Source organism: Noviherbaspirillum album, from assembly GCF_035916955.1.
In the GTDB taxonomy this organism is placed as follows: domain Bacteria; phylum Pseudomonadota; class Gammaproteobacteria; order Burkholderiales; family Burkholderiaceae_D; genus Noviherbaspirillum; species Noviherbaspirillum album.
The window spans coordinates 124,020-141,255 of record NZ_JAWIIV010000015.1 but is presented as its reverse complement, the minus strand read 5'-3'; the positions used below and the strand labels follow the sequence as shown (position 1 = coordinate 141,255).

Genomic DNA, 17,236 nt, shown 5'->3' with positions numbered 1-17,236 from the left:
GCGGTGCGCTGCTGATCACCTTCAGCGTGCTGGGCCTCAATATCCTGTCGCGTACTTTGTTCAGCCAGAAAATTCCCAATTGACATGATGACTACTTCCACTTCCCAGCTCGCCCAGCCCAACCAGCTCGCGCCTGCCACCCTTGCGATCTCTGGCCTGAACTTCTACTACGGCAGCTTCCAGGGTCTGAAAAACGTCAACCTGAACGTCTACGAGAAGAAGGTGACGGCCTTCATCGGTCCGTCGGGTTGCGGCAAGTCCACGCTCCTGCGCACGCTCAACAGAATGTACGACCTGTATCCGGGCCAGCGCGCGGAAGGCAAGATCATTTACAACGGTCGCAACATCCTCGACCCCGGCCAGGACGTCAACATGCTGCGCGCCAAGGTCGGCATGGTGTTCCAGAAGCCGACGCCGTTCCCGATGTCGGTCTATGAAAACATTGCCTTCGGCGTGCGTTTGTATGAAAACCTGTCCAAGGGCGAGATGGACGAGCGGGTCGAATGGGCGCTGAAGAAGGCCGCGCTGTGGGGCGAGGTCAAGGACAAGCTCAACAAGAGCGGACTGAGCCTGTCGGGCGGACAGCAGCAGCGCCTGTGCATCGCGCGCGGCGTGGCGGTCAAGCCGGACGTGCTGCTGCTCGACGAGCCGACCTCGGCGCTCGATCCGATCTCGACGGTGAAGATCGAGGAACTGATCCATGAGCTGAAGCAGGATTACACGATCGCCATCGTGACTCACAACATGCAGCAGGCGGCACGCTGCTCCGATTACACTGCCTACATGTATCTTGGCGAACTGGTCGAATTCGGCGAAACCGACCAGATCTTCATGAATCCGGCGAAGAAGGAAACGCAGGATTACATCACCGGTCGTTTCGGCTGAGGCAGTGTAAGCTAACCACGAATCACTAAGGAGAACCTGATGCCAGGCGATCACTCTTCCAAGCAATACGACATGGATCTGGAAGCAATCCGCTCGAAAGTGCTGCTGATGGGCGGCATGGTGGAAAGCCAGTTCAACGATGCGATCAATTGCTTCCGCACTGGCAATATCGCGCAAGCGGAACAAGTCATCAAGGGTGACGAAAACGTCAACAAGCTGGAAGTGTCGCTCGACGATACCTGCAGCCATCTCATCGTCAAGCGCCAGCCGGCGGCCAACGACCTGCGCACGGTGATGGCGACGCTGAAGGTGATCACCGACCTGGAGCGGGTCGGCGATGAAGCCACCAAGATCGCGCGCACGGCGAAAAACCTGCATGAGCGCGGCACCGTCGGCGTACTGAATCACTACGAGTCCATCCGGGTGCTGGCCGCCAGTGCCTCGGAATCGTTGCATGACGCGCTCGATGCGTTTGCCCGCCTGGATGACAAGCAGGCGGCCCGCATCATTTCCCACGACGAAGTCATCGATCATGAATTCCGAGCCATTACCCGTACCATGGTCACGTTCATGATGGAAGATCCGCGCACCATCTCGGCGGCGCTTGACACCTTGTGGGTTGCCAAGGCCATCGAGCGGATCGGCGATCATGCGAAGAACATTGCCGAATATGTCATCTATGTCGTTGAAGGCAAGGATATCCGGCATACCGATTACGCTTATACCAAGCCCGACACCTCCCTTTAACCATGGCCGTTGACAAGACCACAATTCTGATCGTCGAAGACGAACCGCCTATCATCGAGCTGGTGTCGTTCACCCTCAAGGAAGCGGGCTGGAACTGCACCGCGGCGCATACCGTCAGCGAAGCGTGGGAATTCATGCAGATTCGCACGCCGCACCTGGTGCTGCTGGACTGGATGCTACCCGACCAGTCCGGTCTGCGCCTGCTGTCGCGCATTCGCGGCGACCGCCAGCTGCAGGCGCTGCCGGTCATCATGCTGACCGCGAAAAGCATGGAGGAAGACAAGATCGCGGGACTCGACAACGGGGCGGACGATTACATCACCAAGCCGTTCTCGCCGCGCGAACTGACCTCGCGGATCAAGGCGCTGCTGCGCCGCAAGAGCCCCGAGCATGCCCAATCGCCGATGAGTGCGGGGCCGGTGATGCTCGATCCGATCAGCTGCTCGGTCATGTTGAATGAACAGAAGATCGATATCGGCCATGCCGAATACAAGCTTCTCAAGTTCTTCATGGCCCACCCGGAAAGGGTGTTTTCGCGCAGCCAGCTGCTCGACAAGGTGTGGGGCGACCACGTAGCCATCGAAGAACGTACCGTCGACGTGCATGTGTTGCGGCTGCGCAAGGCGCTCAAGGAAGCCGAGTCGCTGATCAAGACCGTGCGCAGCGTTGGCTACATGCTGTCCGAGAAATAATCCGGGCAGACATGAATCCTCGGATGACTTTCTGGATACCCGCCGTACTGCGGCTGGTGATCGTGCTGGCCGGCGGCGGCGTGATCTGGTATTTCTTTGGCCCGGTAATGGGACTGGCCGCCGCGCTGCTGGCCTTGTGCATACTGCTTATCGTGCAGCTGAACTATCTGTATCAGCTTGCCAACTGGCTTGATCATCCAAGCAGCGCGAGACTGCCCGACGGCTGGGGCGCCTGGACCGATATCTTCTCGCGGCTGTACAAGCTGCGCCGCGGCGACGAGCGCAACCAGGCGGAACTGGCGGAATGGCTGGCCCGCTTCCGGCAGGCAATGAGCCTGTTGCCGGACGGTGTCGTGATCATGGATGATGTGCTGTTTCTCGAATGGTGCAACCCGGCCGCCGAAAAGCATCTCGGCCTGCACCTGAACCGCGACAAGGGCATGCGCGTCACCAATCTTATCCGCAGTCCGGAATTCATCGATTACATCATTCTCGGGCGTTATGAGCAGCCGCTGACGCTCGCAGTACGCGACCGCAAGCTGATCGTCCAGATCATTCCGTTCGAAAACCGGCGACAGATCCTGGTGACGCATGATGCGACGGAGTCGGACCGGATCGAAACCATGCGCCGCGATTTCGTTGCCAATGCTTCCCATGAATTGCGCACGCCGCTGACTGTCATCAACGGCTTCCTGGAAATCGCCTGCAGCCAGCCCAACCTGGATCTGAAAACCAGGATGAGCCATCTCAAGCTCATGAGCGAGCAGGGGCATCGCATGCAGAACCTGGTCGAGGACATGCTGACCCTGACCCGGCTCGAATCCGTCGACTACCCGCTGCGGCCCGAGCGGGTGGACATGGACCTGCTGGTCGAGCAGATCCAGCAGGATGCCAACGCACTGTCGAACGGCCGCCACCAGATCACGCTTGAAATCGACGGGCCTGACATCAAGGGCAATACGGAAGAGCTGCGAAGCGCCTTCGGCAATCTCGTCTCGAATGCAATCCGGTACACGCCCGAGAACGGCGCGATCCATATTTCCTGGACCATGGGCGTTGATGGGCCGCAGTTCGCGGTGCGCGATAATGGCATCGGCATCCGGCCGGAGCATATCTCGCGCCTCACAGAACGCTTCTACCGGGTTGACAAGAGCCGTTCCCGCGAGACGCAGGGAACCGGCCTCGGACTGGCGATTGTCAAGCATGTGCTGCTGCGCCACGATGCCATTCTCACGATCGACTCCGAGCCCGAGAAGGGCAGCACGTTTACCGTGCGTTTCCCGCGCCGGATGATTGCGGAATCGTTTGCGGAAACATCGGTTCGGGTCTGACCGCCGGACCAGGCGGTCAGGCCTGGCAGGCCCTGCGGGAGCAGGAAAGAGCGGAGCAGAGAAGACAGGATCGCGGAAAGACAAATCGGCGCCCCATGCGAATGGGGCGCCGATTTGCATTAGAGCGGATTGCGGATGGGTGTAGGGAAGAATCGGTTTGTCTTTGGATGCAGGGCAAGGCGAGAGGAGCGTTGTGTGGCGGGCCACACAACGGGCCACGCAAGAACGAACAACGCTGCCATGCGCCCAAGGCAGGCCGAGGCGACCTTACACCCTGCCGCAATCCGCTCTAATGCCGCGGCCAGTGTGAAGCGCGGCGCTTCCCCGCCTGCCGCCCTGGCCTTTATTTCTTATTTGTAGCCGACGCGGTCGAGGATCTTCTGCGCCGCGATCTGGTTCTTGCCGATGGTGGCAATCGAAACATTCTCAGCCTTGAATTTCCCCAGCGATTCCAGCGCCGGATTGGCTGCCACGGCGGACTTGACCACCGGCCACTCGTTGTTTCCGTTTGCGAAATAGGACTGGGCTTCGTCGCTGGCCAGGTATTCGAGGAATTTGACAGCTGCGTCGCGATGCGGAGCATTCTTGGCGACGCCGCCGCCCGAAATGTTCAGATGGGCACCCGAAGTTTTCTGATTGGGCCAGACGAAGCCGACCTTGCTGATCAATTCCTTGTCTTCCGGCTTGTTGGAGCGCAGCAGGCGCACGTAATAATAGGTGTTCGTCACCGCAACGCCGCATTCGCCGCTGGCCACGCCCTTGATCTGGTCGGTGTCGCCGCCGCGTGGAGGACGGGCGAAATTGCCAACCACGCCTCGGGCCCACTTTTCGGTCTCGGCTTCGCCGTTGCGCTCGATCATCGAACCGATCATCGACAGCATGTAGGGATGCGAGCCGGAACGGGTGCAAACCTTGCCTTTGTTCTTCGGATCGGCCAGCGATTCGTAAGTCGATACATCTTCAGGATTCACGTTGGCCTTGTTATAGACAATGACCCGGCCGCGCGTCGAAAAACCGTACCATTCCGCACCTTTGCCGTCATCCTTGCCGCGCAGGTTGGCGGGAATACGCGCATCCAGCACCTTGGATTTGACCGGCTGGAACAAGCCATCGATCTGGGCGCGCCACAGGCGGGCCGCGTCGACCATGAGAATTACGTCGGCAGGACTGTTCTTGCCTTCATTCCGCAATCTCTCCAGCAAGGGATTGTCTTCGGACTCGATACGGTTGATCTTGATGCCGGTCTGCTTGGTGAAGTTGGAATACAGCTGCTCATCGGTCTGGTAATGACGCGAGGAATAAAGGTTCAGCACGTTTTCCTGGGCGATGGCCGGCGATGCCGATGCAGCGACTACCAGTGAGGCGAGGGCAAAGCCCAGAGATTTTCTGGCAACTCGATTTTTCATGACGCTCCTTTTGCGGGTTTGAATTTATTGTCGTGCAAGTATAGCGTTTTTGCCAATTAATGCTAATCATTCTCATTAAACAGTCGCCTGCTGGCAGGACGCTGTCCGATACAATGCATGCTCGCCGCAAAGAGCTTGCGAAGCGACTCCGCATCATTGTGTTGCAGTCCTGTCATGCTCCTCTGGTTTCCCCGTTATTCGATACGCTGTCATGTTCCTGCCAAGAAGTCCTGCATCCGTCGTTCTGCCGATATTCCTGCTGGTCGCCGGGTGCGCCACGAATCCGCCCGCAGTAAAACCGCCTCTCACTCAGGTGCAGGAGCCCGCCGCAACGAAAGCGCCACGCAGCGTGAAAATCGGCCTGGCACTTGGGGGTGGCGCGGCGCGCGGTTTTGCCCATATCGGCGTCATCAAGGCGCTTGAAGCCCAGGGAATCGTGCCGGACATCGTCGTAGGCACAAGCGCCGGCAGTCTGGTCGGTGCATTGTATGCCGCCGGCAATAACGGCTTTGCATTGCACAAGCTGGCGCTGGAAATGGACGAAGCCGCGATTTCCGACTGGTCGGTGCCGCTCTTTGCAAAGGCAAGCGGCGTGCTCAAGGGCGAAGCCTTGCAGAACTATGTCAACCGCAGCGTCAGCAACGTGCCGATCGAGAAGCTCAAGATTCCATTCGGCGCCGTTGCGACCGACTTGAACAGCGGTAATCCAATACTTTTCCGCAGGGGCAATACCGGCCTGGCGGTACGCGCTTCGTCGGCAGTGCCGAGCCTGTTCCAACCAGTCCGCATCAATGATCATTCCTATGTCGACGGCGGCCTGGTGTCACCGGTGCCGGTACGTTTTGCGCGTGAAATGGGCGCGGACTTTGTCATCGCAGTCAACATTTCTTCGCAGCCCGACGCGCAGCCCGCTTCCAGCTCGGTGGATGTCGTGCTGCAGACCTTCGCCATCATGGGGCAAAGCATCAACCACTATGAATTGCGCGACGCGGATATCGTGATCCAGCCGCGGTTGGGAACCATGAAAGGAAATGACTTCCCGGGGCGAAATGTTGCGATTCTTGCCGGCGAACAGGCGACAGCCCAGGTATTGCCAGAGCTTCGCAAGAAGCTTGCCGCAAAGCGCGAGCAGCCACTTTAGCAGTACCAGGGGAGGGGGGATGAAAGAAACGCTTATTCGGCGGGCTGGTTGATGCGCCTGGCACCGTTGAAGCGGCTTTTCCAGTAACTGATATCCATGCGTTCGATGCGGACGTGTCCGCCTGCGGACGGCGCATGAATGAACCGATTGTCACCGAGATAGATCCCCACGTGGGAAAAACCGCGCCGCAGCGTATTGTAGAAAACCAGGTCTCCCGGCTGCAGCTCGTTCGGTTCCACATTCTGGCCGACGCGGCTGATCTCTTCCGACGTGCGCGGAAGCTCCGCACCCATGACCTGCTTGAACACATAGCGCACAAGGCCGCTGCAATCGAGTCCGCTTTCTGGCGCGTTGCCGCCATATTTATAACGAATGCCGATCATGCTCATTGCCTGCAGCGCGAGCTCGGAAGCGCGAGAAGTAAGACCTTGCAATTTCGCCAAAGGGCCGGTCGGCTCGGCCGGCGGTGCGTCACTTGCAGATACGGGACAAGCAAGGACCATGGCGAGCGCCAGCAAGGAGATTCCTCGCTTTGTCTTTCCATGAATTGAACGCATCCTTGTCATACTGTAAATGTTTAATCTTGGCAACGTCGCCAATGTAAGGGATACGGATGCGCCTGTCAAAAAAAGTTTCCCAAGGGTATGCTTTCACAGTTCCCATCTTTCTGACTACAAATCATGGCTTCAAACGAGATCGATATCGCGGTGAAGCCTCGGGTTCTGATCGCCGATGATTCCCGCATTGTGCGTTTCACGCTGATCAAGCACATCGAGGGCATGTTCGATTTCAGGGAGGCATGCAACGGTGAAGAAGCCTGGGAAATGCTGTTGGCCGACAGGAATATCAAAGTGCTCATCACCGACCTCACCATGCCCCGCCTGGATGGCTATGGCTTGTTGCAGCGGATACGGCAATCGAGCATCACCGGTCTGCGGGATATGCCGGTGGTCGTCATTTCCGGCAGCGACGAACAGGCCGAGCGCGAGCGCGCCCTTGCCGCAGGCGCCAATGACCTGATTACCAAGGGCATGGATACTGCGCACCTGGTCTCGCGCCTCGATGTTCTATCCAGGCTGGTCGCCACGCGGCAGGAGTTCCGGCGCGGGCTTGAAGCTCTGGCGCAGGACAAGTGTGATGAAACCGACTCGGGGCTGCCGCCCAGGGAGCGCTTCGAAATCGATGCGACGATCCTGCTCAGGAATGCCATTCAGGGCAAGCGCAACTTCGTGCTTCTCAATGTCAGGATCGCGCTCCGGCATGCGGATGATGCCGACGATGCGGACAAGCACGGCATCCCGCCGATGGCGACGATGGATGCGGTCGGGCGGCTGCTGCGCCGGACAGTGCGTCAAACCGATCACGTTGCCAGAACCGGCGAGGCAGAGTTCATGCTGGCCACCGGAAGCATCAATTTCGATGCTGCGCTCGTGTTTGCCCGCCGTGTCTGTCACGCCATCGCCGATGCCGACTTGGCCAGCGGCGGGACTGGCATGATCATCGCCTGCTGCGGGGTTGCCTCGCTATCGGACCAAGGCTTGGCGCAGGTTGAAATCAGCCTGGCACAAATGCAGGACATCGCGCGAAGGCGCGCCGGGCTGGGCATCGCGCAGGGCTTTGTCGGAGCGGTCGGCGAAGAGGAAGAACTCGCCGCCGCCGGCGCCGCACTCGCATTACCGGCGGCCGAACCTTCCGATAGCGGCGCTCCGGATGTCGAAACCTTGCTGCGCTGGATAAGGGAAGGCCGGCGCGAACAGGTCATGCCGCATCTCGGCAAGCTTCCCGCCGAACTGCGATCGCTCGCGGAGCTGGTCATGAAACGCAGCCATCCCTGAGCCCATCTGGCACCGGACCATCGGACTTTGCTGCGGTGTGCTGTGCGCGGCGGGGATGCCTGTCGTACAATCCTCGCTTCTTCAGAAGGAGCAGGAATGCAATCAAAACCTATTCTCACACTCGACGACGTTAAAAAAATTGCCGCCGCCGCGGAAGCGGAAGCAAAGGCAAACAACTGGGCAGTTTCGATTTCCGTCGTGGATGACGGCGGCCACCTTCTCTGGCTGCAGCGCCTCGACAATGCCGCGCCCGTCTCGGCCAGCATCGCGCCCGCCAAGGCCAAGACAGCCGCTCTTGGCCGCCGCGAAACCAAGGTCTATGAAGACATGATCAACAACGGCCGGTATTCCTTCATTACCGCACCGGTCATCGAGGGCATGCTCGAGGGTGGCGTTCCCATCATGGTGGAAGGGCAGTGCGTCGGCGCGGTCGGCGTATCGGGCGTCAAGTCTTCGGAAGACGTGCAGATCGCCAAGGCCGGCATCGCCGCGCTCGGCCTCTGATTGATGCCTTTTCTTCATTGCCGCAATGGCAATGAATCCGCCCGGCGGAGAAGGGAATGCCGGCATTTGTCTGGCGTTTTCGCTCTCCTCCGGGTTTGCAGTGAGGGTGGTTCTCGGCTATAATCTCGGGGTTTAACTAATCCAGTCCGCCGTAGCGCATACCCCTTCCATTTCGTCCCAAAAAGACCCGCAACATCCAGCGCAAGCCGTTTGGTTGACGGTCGTTCTGGCGCGGCGCAGCGGCGGTAACCATCTCAGGAGTTACCCTTGCTGCCATTTTTTTCTGGCCAATCAGTTCCGGCCATCCTTGCGCTCGCAGACGGGTCGATTTTCCAGGGTTTTTCCATTGGTGCCCCCGGTCATACGATCGGTGAAGTCGTGTTCAACACGGCAATGACCGGTTACCAGGAAATCCTGACCGATCCCAGCTACAGCCGCCAGATCGTCACACTGACCTATCCGCATATCGGCAACGTCGGCGTCAATGATGAAGACACCGAGGCCGACCGCATCCACGCCGCCGGCCTGATCATCAAGGATCTGCCGCTGATGACCTCGAACTTCCGTTCGAAGCAGAGCCTCTCGGATTACCTGAAGTCGGAAAACGTGGTCGGCATCGCCGGAATCGATACCCGCAAGCTGACGCGCATCCTGAGAGAGAAGGGCGCGCAGAACGGCGCGATTCTCGCCGGTGAGGCCGATGTCGAGAAGGCGCTTGCCCTGGCGAAGTCCTTTCCCGGACTAGCCGGCATGGACCTCGCGAAAGTGGTGTCGACCAAGGAATCCTACGTCTGGACCGAGACCGAGTGGAAGCTTGGCCAGGGTGTCGGCAAGCAGTCCGATCCCAAGTACCACGTGGTTGCCTTCGATTATGGCGTCAAGCGCAACATCCTGCGCATGCTGGCCGAGCGCGGCTGCAAGATCACGGTGCTGCCGGCGCAGTCGACTGCAAAAGAGGCGCTTGCCCTGAATCCCGACGGCATCTTCCTTGCCAACGGACCGGGCGATCCCGAGCCTTGCGACTATGCGATCGCGGCCACCCGCGAGCTGATCGACCGCGGCATCCCGACCTTCGGCATCTGCCTCGGCCACCAGATCATGGCGCTTGCCTCCGGCGCGAAAACGCTCAAGATGAAGTTCGGCCACCATGGCGCGAACCACCCGGTGCAAGACCTCGATACGAAGCAGGTGATGATCACGTCGCAGAACCATGGTTTCGCCGTGGACCAGGAAACCCTGCCGTCCAATTGCCGCGTCACGCATGTGTCGCTGTTCGACGGATCGCTTCAGGGCTTTGCCCGTACCGACAAGCCGGCGTTCTGCTTCCAGGGCCACCCGGAAGCATCGCCCGGACCCACCGACGTCGCCCCCTTGTTTGATCGCTTCGTGGCGATGATGGAGAAACACAAAAATGCCTAAGCGCACAGATATTAAAAGCATCCTGATCATTGGCGCCGGCCCGATCATCATCGGCCAGGCGTGCGAATTCGACTATTCCGGTGCGCAGGCCTGCAAGGCGCTGCGCGAAGAAGGCTACCGCGTGGTCCTGGTCAACAGCAATCCCGCGACGATCATGACAGACCCGGAAATGGCCGATGTCACCTACATCGAGCCGATCACCTGGCAGGCGGTCGAGCGCATTATCGACAAGGAACGTCCGGACGCCATCCTTCCCACCATGGGCGGACAGACCGCGCTGAACTGCGCGCTGGACCTGCATCGCCACGGCGTGCTCACCAAGTACGGCTGCGAACTGATCGGCGCCACGCCGGAAGCCATCGACAAGGCCGAAGACCGTTCCAAGTTCAAAGAGGCGATGACCAAGATCGGCCTCGGCTCCGCGCGCTCGGGCGTGTCGCATACCCTGGAAGAATCTTGGGCGGTGCAGAAGGAACTTGGCTTCCCGGTCATCATCCGTCCTTCGTTCACGATGGGCGGCACCGGCGGCGGCATTGCCTACAACCCGGAAGAATTCGAAACCATCTGCAAGCGCGGACTGGAAGCGTCTCCCACTTCGGAACTGCTGATCGAGGAATCGCTGATCGGCTGGAAAGAGTACGAAATGGAAGTGGTCCGCGACAAGAAGGACAACTGCATCATCGTCTGCTCGATCGAGAACCTCGACCCGATGGGCGTGCACACCGGCGACTCGATCACCGTCGCGCCGGCGCAGACCCTGACCGACAAGGAATACCAGATCATGCGCAATGCATCGCTGGCGGTGCTGCGCGAGATCGGCGTCGATACCGGCGGTTCCAATGTGCAGTTCGCGGTCAATCCCGCGGACGGCCGCATGATCGTCATCGAAATGAATCCGCGCGTGTCGCGTTCTTCGGCGCTGGCTTCGAAGGCAACCGGCTTCCCGATTGCGAAAGTCGCCGCCAAGCTGGCGGTCGGCTTCACCCTCGATGAGTTGCGCAATGAAATCACCGGCGGCCAGACCCCGGCATCGTTCGAGCCCAGCATCGATTACGTCGTGACCAAGGTGCCGCGCTTTGCGTTCGAGAAATTCCCGACCGCGGACGACCACCTGACCACCCAGATGAAATCCGTCGGCGAAGTGATGGCCATCGGCCGTACCTTCCAGGAATCCTTCCAGAAGGCGCTGCGCGGTCTGGAAGTCGGCGTCGACGGCATGAATGAAAAGACCACCGACCGCGAAACCATCGAGGAAGAACTCGGCGAGCCGGGCCCGGAGCGCATCTGGTATGTCGGCGATGCGTTCGCCCAAGGCTTCTCGCTGGAGGAAGTGCACCAGCTCACGCATATCGATCCGTGGTTCCTGGTCCAGATCAAGGAAATCGTCGACATCGAATTGTGGCTGGAAAAGCAGTCGCTGGAATCGCTCGACAAGGCCACCCTGTTCAAGCTCAAGCAGAAGGGCTTCGCCGACCGCCGTCTCGCCAAGCTGCTGAAGACCACCGACAAGGCAGTCCGCGAGCGTCGCCGCGAACTCAACGTGCGTCCGGTCTACAAGCGCGTCGATACCTGCGCCGCGGAGTTCGCGACGCGGACCGCGTACATGTATTCGACCTATGACGAAGAGTGCGAATCGCAGCCGACCGACAAGAAGAAGATCATGGTGCTGGGCGGCGGTCCCAACCGCATCGGCCAGGGCATCGAGTTCGACTACTGCTGCGTGCATGCTGCGCTCGCCATGCGCGAGGATGGCTATGAGACCATCATGGTCAACTGTAATCCGGAAACCGTCTCGACCGACTACGACACGTCCGACCGACTCTATTTCGAGCCGCTGACGCTGGAAGACGTGCTGGAAATCGTCGATAAGGAAAAACCGTACGGCGTGATCGTGCAGTACGGTGGACAGACTCCGCTCAAGCTGGCGCTGGACCTGGAAGCCAACGGCGTGCCCATCGTCGGCACTTCGCCCGACATGATCGACGCCGCAGAAGACCGCGAGCGTTTCCAGAAGTTGCTGCAGGAACTCGACCTGCGCCAGCCGCCCAACCGCACCGCGCGCACCGAAGAGGACGCACTGCGCCTGGCGCAGGAAATCGGCTACCCGCTGGTGGTTCGTCCGTCCTACGTGCTCGGCGGCCGCGCGATGGAAATCGTGCACGAGCAGCGCGATCTCGAGCGCTACATGCGCGAGGCGGTCAAGGTATCGAACGATTCGCCGGTGCTGCTCGACCGCTTCCTCAACGACGCCATCGAAGTCGACGTGGATTGCCTGTCAGACGGCCAGCGCACCTTCATCGGCGGCGTGATGGAGCACATCGAGCAAGCCGGCGTGCACTCCGGCGACTCCGCCTGCTCCCTGCCGCCGTATTCGCTGTCGAAGGAAACGATCGAGGAGCTCAAGCGTCAGACTTCGCTGATGGCTAAGGGCCTCAACGTCGTCGGCCTGATGAACGTGCAGTTCGCGATCCAGCAGCAGGAAGTCGATGGTGCAATGAAGGACATCGTCTACGTGCTGGAAGTGAATCCGCGCGCATCGCGCACCGTGCCCTACGTGTCGAAGGCGACCGGCCTGCAGCTGGCGAAGATTGCCGCCCGCTGCATGGTCGGCCAGTCGCTCGACAGCCAGGGCGTCAAGCATGAAGTCGTGCCGCCGTATTACTGCGTCAAGGAAGCCGTTTTCCCGTTCAACAAATTCCCGGGTGTGGACACCATCCTTGGTCCGGAAATGAAGTCGACCGGCGAAGTCATGGGCGTCGGCAAGACCTTCGGCGAAGCGTTCGTGAAATCCCAGCTCGGAGCCGGCGTCAAGCTGCCGACATCGGGCAAGGTTTTCCTGAGCGTGAAGAACAGCGACAAGCCTCGCGCGGTCCAGGTTGCCAGGGATCTGGTGGAACTCGGCTTCTCGCTGGTGGCCACCAAGGGTACTGCAGCCGCCATCAGTTCCGCCGGCATTCCGGTGGCCGCGGTCAACAAGGTGGTGGAAGGCCGTCCGCACGTGGTCGATATGATCAAGAACAACGAGATCGTCCTGGTCATCAACACGGTCGAGGAAAAGCGTACCGCCATTGCCGATTCGCGTGCCATCCGCACGTCGGCGCTGCTGGCGCGGGCAACCACGTACACGACGATTGCCGGTGCGGAAGCGGCGGTGGAAGGCTTGCGTCATCTCGATGAACTGCACGTCTACGATTTACAAGGCCTGCATAAGTCTTTACACTAAGCTGACAAGTTTCACCTTAGCCACAGAGGTCACAGACGGTGCCGGGAGTATCCGGTGCCATTTGTGACCTCTGTGGTTTTCATTTCTTCAAAAGAAAATTATGAGCACAGTTCCTATTACCAAGCACGGCGCCGAGCTTCTGAAAGAAGAGTTGCACCGCTTGAAAACCAAAGACCGTCCTGCCGTCATTAATGCCATTTCCGAGGCGCGGGCCCAGGGGGATTTGTCGGAAAACGCCGAGTATGATGCCGCAAAAGAACGCCAAAGCTTCATCGAAGGTCGCATTGCCGAACTCGAAGGCAAGTTAAGCGCAGCCCAGATCATCGATCCCAAGACACTCGATGCCGAAGGGCGCATCGTCTTCGCATCCACGGTGGATCTCGAGGATCTCGAATCCGGTCAGAAAGTGACTTACCAAATCGTCGGCGAGGACGAGGCCGACCTCAAGGAGCTCAAGGTATCGATCACTTCGCCGATCGCGCGTGCGCTTATCGGCAAGTATGCGGGCGACGTCGTCGAAGTGAATGCACCCTCGGGCATTCGAGAGTATGAAGTGCTGGAAGTGCGTTACGTTTGAAGCAAGGGCTGAATGCGGTGGCGATCCGCGTGCCGGACCGCCATTCGCCCTTGGCAGGGTTGAAACCGGTGGCGTGTCGGAATCGGGAGTGATGCCGCCTGCGATGCGCAGCAGGGTTCGAGGTGGTCCGGCAGTCTAGTGTCAGGTGTTGGGCGGATTTTATCTTGCTACGAACCTTTCGGAGCGCGGTTGGCGCGCCTCGCGCTCGTGATCCATGGTAATGTGCACCTGACCGTCGAATAACGGAATGGCCGTAGGCGGAGTTCAGCGGCGAAAATCAGCGGCGGCCGAGCGCGAGTTTCTTGGAACTGGTCTGGCGCGGCTTGGCCCGTTTGACGTTGCCGCCTGCGGTCACGCGCTCATTTCCCTTCAGGACAACCTTGCTGACCGTAGGACGCTTGGTTCCGCTTGGACTTGGCTTGACAATGGTAACCTCGCGCAGGCCCTTGCCGCGTTTGTCGCTGCGCTCCTTGGCAGCTTCCTTCTTTGGGCGGTAGAGCACCAGCAGCTTGCCGATATGCTGGATCGGCGCCGCATCGAGTTCCTTGCAGATAGTTTCGTACATCCCGATACGGGCTTCGCGATCGTCGCCGAAGACCCGAACCTTGATCAGCCCATGGGCATTCAGGCTGGTATCGATTTCCTTGAGAACCGAAGGCGTCAGTCCCGATTCGCCGATAATGACGACCGGATTGAGGGCATGCGCTTCGGAGCGAAGCGCGCTCCGCTCCGCAGGGGTAAGTTTCAACATAGTTAGTGATTCCTTAAAAGCGGTATTCTACGCGAATGGCCAAGAACAAATTCAACAAAAACTGGTTGCACGACCATATCAACGACCCTTACGTCAAACTGGCGCAAAAGGAAGGCTACCGCGCGCGCGCCGCTTACAAGCTCAAGGAAATCGACGAGGAAGAGAAGCTGATCCGTCCCGGGCAGATCATCGTCGACCTTGGATGCACGCCGGGCAGCTGGTCGCAGTATGTGCGCAACAAGCTGGCAGGGCAGGACGGCGGGGGCATTCACGGCACCATCATTGGACTCGACATGCTGCCCATGGAACCCATCGCCAATGTCAATTTCATCCAGGGCGATTTTCGCGAACAGGCGGTGCTGGAGCAGCTCGAAGCGGTGGTCGGCGGACGCAAGGTGGACCTGGTCCTGTCCGACATGGCGCCCAACCTGTCGGGGATAGCCATCAGCGACGCCGCCCGCGTCGAGGATCTGATCGATCTGGCCATCGAATTTGCACGTGCGCATATGAAACCTTCAGGCGCGCTCCTCGTCAAATGCTTCAATGGGACTGGGTACTCGCAGCTCGTTGAAAAATTCCGCCAGGAATTCAAGACCGTCACCCAGAAGAAGCCCAAGGCCAGCAGGGACAAATCCTCCGAAATATTTTTGCTTGGAAAAGTTCTGAAACACCCTTCCTCATGACAAGTTAATTTCTTGTCAACCCTTGATTTCCCTCTTTCCAATCGCACATGCGGCCTAGCAAGCACTGGTTAATGCGAGTAGAATCAATTTTACAAGTTATGTAAATATAGGCGCAGTTGCGTCTAAGGAGTTCTAGTGAACAACATGTTTTCGAAAGCCGCCATATGGGTGGTGATCGCCCTGGTGCTGTTTACCGTCTTCAAGCAGTTCGACGGACGTACCCTCGCCGGAGGCGCGACACCCATTCCTTATTCCGATTTTCTGGATGAGGTAAGGGCGAAGCAGATCCGCGAAGCGACTATCGAAGATCGCACCATCGTGGCGACGACGAACGATGGCAAGCGCATCAAGACCTCTGTCACCTATCTCGATCGGGGCCTGATTGGCGATCTGGTCAATAACGGCGTCAAGTTCGACGTGAAGCAGCCGGAAGAGCAGTCATTCCTGTCGCAAGTTTTCATTTCCTGGTTCCCGATGCTCTTGCTCATCGGCGTCTGGGTATTCTTCATGCGCCAGATGCAGGGCGGCGGCAAGGGCGGCGCCTTTTCGTTCGGCCGTTCGAAGGCGCGCATGCTGGACGAAGCCAGCAACACCGTGACCTTTGCCGATGTGGCGGGTTGCGACGAAGCCAAGGAAGAAGTCCAGGAGCTGGTCGATTTTCTGCGCGACCCCACCAAGTTCCAGAAGCTGGGCGGACGCATCCCGCGCGGCGTGCTGATGGTCGGTCCTCCGGGTACGGGCAAAACCTTGCTGGCCCGTGCGATTGCCGGTGAGGCCAAGGTACCGTTTTTCACCATTTCCGGTTCCGACTTCGTCGAAATGTTCGTTGGTGTCGGCGCATCCCGTGTCCGCGACATGTTCGAAAACGCGAAGAAGCATTCGCCGTGCATCATCTTCATCGACGAGATCGACGCGGTCGGCCGCCATCGTGGTGCAGGCATGGGCGGCGGCAACGATGAGCGCGAACAGACACTCAACCAGCTGCTGGTCGAGATGGATGGCTTCGAAGCAAATTCCGGCGTCATTGTGATCGCAGCAACCAACCGCGCTGACGTGCTGGACAAGGCGCTGCTCCGTCCCGGCCGCTTCGACCGCCAGGTGATGGTCGGCCTGCCCGACATCCGCGGCCGCGAACAGATCCTGTACGTCCACATGCGCAAGGTGCCGATCGCGCCCGACGTCAAGGCAGACATCCTCGCCCGCGGTACTCCCGGCTTCTCCGGTGCGGACCTTTCCAATCTCGTGAACGAGGCCGCGTTGTTCGCGGCGCGGCGTAGCAAGCGTCTGGTCGAGATGCAGGATTTCGAAGATGCCAAGGACAAGATCGTCATGGGTCCCGAGCGCAAGTCCGCTGTCATGCGCGAGGAAGAACGCCGCAACACGGCTTATCATGAATCGGGACATGCCGTTGTGGCGAAGCTGCTGCCGAAGGCTGACCCGGTCCACAAGGTCACCATCATGCCGCGCGGCTATGCGCTTGGCCTGACCTGGCAGCTTCCGGAGCATGATCGCGTCAACATGTACAAAGACAAGATGCTCGAAGAGATCGCCATCCTGTTCGGCGGCCGCATCGCCGAAGAGATCTTCATGCACCAGATGTCGACCGGCGCATCGAACGACTTCGAGCGTGCCACCAAGCTCGCTCGTGCGATGGTTACCCGCTATGGCATGTCCGAGACGCTTGGCACCATGGTGTACGAAGACAGCGAGCAGGACGCCTACTTCGGCCGCATGAGCTCCAAGACGGTGTCTGAAGCCACGCAGCAGAAGGTCGATACCGAAATCCGCTCGATTCTCGATGCGCAGTACGCGCTGTCGCGCCGCCTGCTGGAAGAGAACAGGGAAAAGGTCGAGATCATGGCGAAATCCTTGCTTGACTGGGAAACGCTGGATGCCGACCAGATCAACGACATCATGGAAGGCCTGGAGCCGCGTCCGCCCAAGGCCGGCATACCGGTCAAGCGCTCGCCGTCGGACAGTGCATCGGGCGGCGTATCGCCTAACGCAACCGCGCCGGCCTGAACTAAGTAGCCTGTTCAGGT

At 59.4% G+C, this 17,236-nt stretch carries 15 protein-coding genes; 12 read left to right on the top strand and 3 right to left on the bottom strand.

Annotated elements, in window-relative coordinates; all coding sequences use genetic code 11:
- The first annotated feature begins 87 nt into the window (after positions 1-87).
- From pstB to phoR, 4 genes are read left to right on the top strand one after another with little or no spacing between them, the layout of a single operon-like run.
- Positions 88-885 carry a phosphate ABC transporter ATP-binding protein PstB gene (gene pstB, locus RY831_RS18205; RefSeq protein WP_437126288.1) on the top strand — a complete coding sequence of 266 codons (798 nt, stop codon included), beginning with the start codon at positions 88-90 and terminating at the stop codon, positions 883-885.
- A 39-nt stretch (positions 886-924) separates the two neighbouring features.
- Positions 925-1,632, top strand: coding sequence for a phosphate signaling complex protein PhoU (gene phoU, locus RY831_RS18200; protein WP_326507797.1), 708 nt, complete (start codon positions 925-927; stop codon positions 1,630-1,632).
- Positions 1,633-1,634: 2 nt separating this feature from the next.
- On the top strand, positions 1,635-2,324 hold the full coding sequence (locus RY831_RS18195; protein ID WP_326507796.1) for a response regulator: 690 nt from the start codon (positions 1,635-1,637) through the stop codon (positions 2,322-2,324).
- A gap of 11 nt (positions 2,325-2,335) precedes the next feature.
- Complete coding sequence (gene phoR / locus RY831_RS18190; RefSeq protein ID WP_326507795.1) at positions 2,336-3,655, top strand: phosphate regulon sensor histidine kinase PhoR; 1,320 nt, start codon at positions 2,336-2,338, stop codon at positions 3,653-3,655.
- A 350-nt stretch (positions 3,656-4,005) separates the two neighbouring features.
- Here the strand turns inward: phoR and RY831_RS18185 are convergent, their stop codons facing one another.
- Positions 4,006-5,061 carry a Fe(3+) ABC transporter substrate-binding protein gene (locus RY831_RS18185; protein WP_326507794.1) on the bottom strand — a complete coding sequence of 352 codons (1,056 nt, stop codon included), beginning with the start codon at positions 5,059-5,061 and terminating at the stop codon, positions 4,006-4,008.
- 211 nt (positions 5,062-5,272) lie between these two features.
- Between RY831_RS18185 and RY831_RS18180 the strand changes: the two genes are divergently transcribed.
- On the top strand, positions 5,273-6,202 hold the full coding sequence (locus RY831_RS18180; protein WP_326507793.1) for a patatin-like phospholipase family protein: 930 nt from the start codon (positions 5,273-5,275) through the stop codon (positions 6,200-6,202).
- Between the two features lie 32 nt (positions 6,203-6,234).
- On the opposite strand, the gene RY831_RS18175 is transcribed toward RY831_RS18180, so the two are convergent.
- A complete protein-coding gene (locus tag RY831_RS18175; protein ID WP_437126287.1) occupies positions 6,235-6,768 on the bottom strand; it encodes a C40 family peptidase in 534 nt (177 codons plus the stop codon).
- Positions 6,769-6,882: 114 nt separating this feature from the next.
- Here RY831_RS18175 and RY831_RS18170 point away from each other — a divergent pair, with 114 nt between their 5' ends.
- The 5 genes from RY831_RS18170 to greA all read left to right on the top strand — a co-directional run bounded on the left by RY831_RS18170 (position 6,883) and on the right by greA (position 13,760).
- Positions 6,883-8,037 (top strand): response regulator, encoded by a 1,155-nt coding sequence (locus RY831_RS18170; RefSeq protein WP_326507792.1) that lies wholly within the window; start codon positions 6,883-6,885, stop codon positions 8,035-8,037.
- A gap of 96 nt (positions 8,038-8,133) precedes the next feature.
- Complete coding sequence (locus RY831_RS18165; protein ID WP_326507791.1) at positions 8,134-8,541, top strand: GlcG/HbpS family heme-binding protein; 408 nt, start codon at positions 8,134-8,136, stop codon at positions 8,539-8,541.
- Positions 8,542-8,808: 267 nt separating this feature from the next.
- Positions 8,809-9,960, top strand: a complete 1,152-nt coding sequence (gene carA / locus RY831_RS18160; protein WP_326507790.1) for a glutamine-hydrolyzing carbamoyl-phosphate synthase small subunit — start codon at positions 8,809-8,811, stop codon at positions 9,958-9,960.
- The gene (gene carB / locus RY831_RS18155; RefSeq protein ID WP_326507789.1) at positions 9,953-13,183 is read left to right on the top strand and encodes a carbamoyl-phosphate synthase large subunit; all 3,231 of its coding nucleotides are present in this window, start codon (positions 9,953-9,955) and stop codon (positions 13,181-13,183) included. Before carA ends, carB begins: the two co-directional genes overlap by 8 nt.
- 100 nt (positions 13,184-13,283) lie before the next feature.
- Positions 13,284-13,760 (top strand): transcription elongation factor GreA, encoded by a 477-nt coding sequence (gene greA / locus RY831_RS18150; RefSeq protein ID WP_151634220.1) that lies wholly within the window; start codon positions 13,284-13,286, stop codon positions 13,758-13,760.
- Between the two features lie 277 nt (positions 13,761-14,037).
- Here greA and yhbY read toward each other — a convergent pair whose 3' ends face one another.
- The gene (yhbY, locus tag RY831_RS18145; protein WP_326507788.1) at positions 14,038-14,511 is read right to left on the bottom strand and encodes a ribosome assembly RNA-binding protein YhbY; all 474 of its coding nucleotides are present in this window, start codon (positions 14,509-14,511) and stop codon (positions 14,038-14,040) included.
- Positions 14,512-14,546: 35 nt separating this feature from the next.
- Between yhbY and RY831_RS18140 the strand changes: the two genes are divergently transcribed.
- Positions 14,547-15,194 (top strand): RlmE family RNA methyltransferase, encoded by a 648-nt coding sequence (locus RY831_RS18140; protein WP_326507787.1) that lies wholly within the window; start codon positions 14,547-14,549, stop codon positions 15,192-15,194.
- A 135-nt stretch (positions 15,195-15,329) separates the two neighbouring features.
- Positions 15,330-17,216 carry an ATP-dependent zinc metalloprotease FtsH gene (gene ftsH / locus RY831_RS18135; RefSeq protein WP_326507786.1) on the top strand — a complete coding sequence of 629 codons (1,887 nt, stop codon included), beginning with the start codon at positions 15,330-15,332 and terminating at the stop codon, positions 17,214-17,216.
- Positions 17,217-17,236 lie beyond the last annotated feature (20 nt).

What these genes read in the sequence shown, in the direction of transcription:
- pstB (WP_437126288.1), top strand. Translation starts at nt 88, where the DNA reads ATGACTACTTCCACTTCCCAGCTCGCCCAGCCCAACCAGCTCGCGCCT.
- phoU (WP_326507797.1), top strand. Translation starts at nt 925, where the DNA reads ATGCCAGGCGATCACTCTTCCAAGCAATACGACATGGATCTGGAAGCA.
- RY831_RS18195 (WP_326507796.1), top strand. Translation starts at nt 1,635, where the DNA reads ATGGCCGTTGACAAGACCACAATTCTGATCGTCGAAGACGAACCGCCT.
- phoR (WP_326507795.1), top strand. Translation starts at nt 2,336, where the DNA reads ATGAATCCTCGGATGACTTTCTGGATACCCGCCGTACTGCGGCTGGTG.
- RY831_RS18185 (WP_326507794.1), bottom strand. Translation starts at nt 5,061, where the DNA reads ATGAAAAATCGAGTTGCCAGAAAATCTCTGGGCTTTGCCCTCGCCTCA.
- RY831_RS18180 (WP_326507793.1), top strand. Translation starts at nt 5,273, where the DNA reads ATGTTCCTGCCAAGAAGTCCTGCATCCGTCGTTCTGCCGATATTCCTG.
- RY831_RS18175 (WP_437126287.1), bottom strand. Translation starts at nt 6,768, where the DNA reads ATGACAAGGATGCGTTCAATTCATGGAAAGACAAAGCGAGGAATCTCC.
- RY831_RS18170 (WP_326507792.1), top strand. Translation starts at nt 6,883, where the DNA reads ATGGCTTCAAACGAGATCGATATCGCGGTGAAGCCTCGGGTTCTGATC.
- RY831_RS18165 (WP_326507791.1), top strand. Translation starts at nt 8,134, where the DNA reads ATGCAATCAAAACCTATTCTCACACTCGACGACGTTAAAAAAATTGCC.
- carB (WP_326507789.1), top strand. Translation starts at nt 9,953, where the DNA reads ATGCCTAAGCGCACAGATATTAAAAGCATCCTGATCATTGGCGCCGGC.
- greA (WP_151634220.1), top strand. Translation starts at nt 13,284, where the DNA reads ATGAGCACAGTTCCTATTACCAAGCACGGCGCCGAGCTTCTGAAAGAA.
- yhbY (WP_326507788.1), bottom strand. Translation starts at nt 14,511, where the DNA reads ATGTTGAAACTTACCCCTGCGGAGCGGAGCGCGCTTCGCTCCGAAGCG.
- RY831_RS18140 (WP_326507787.1), top strand. Translation starts at nt 14,547, where the DNA reads ATGGCCAAGAACAAATTCAACAAAAACTGGTTGCACGACCATATCAAC.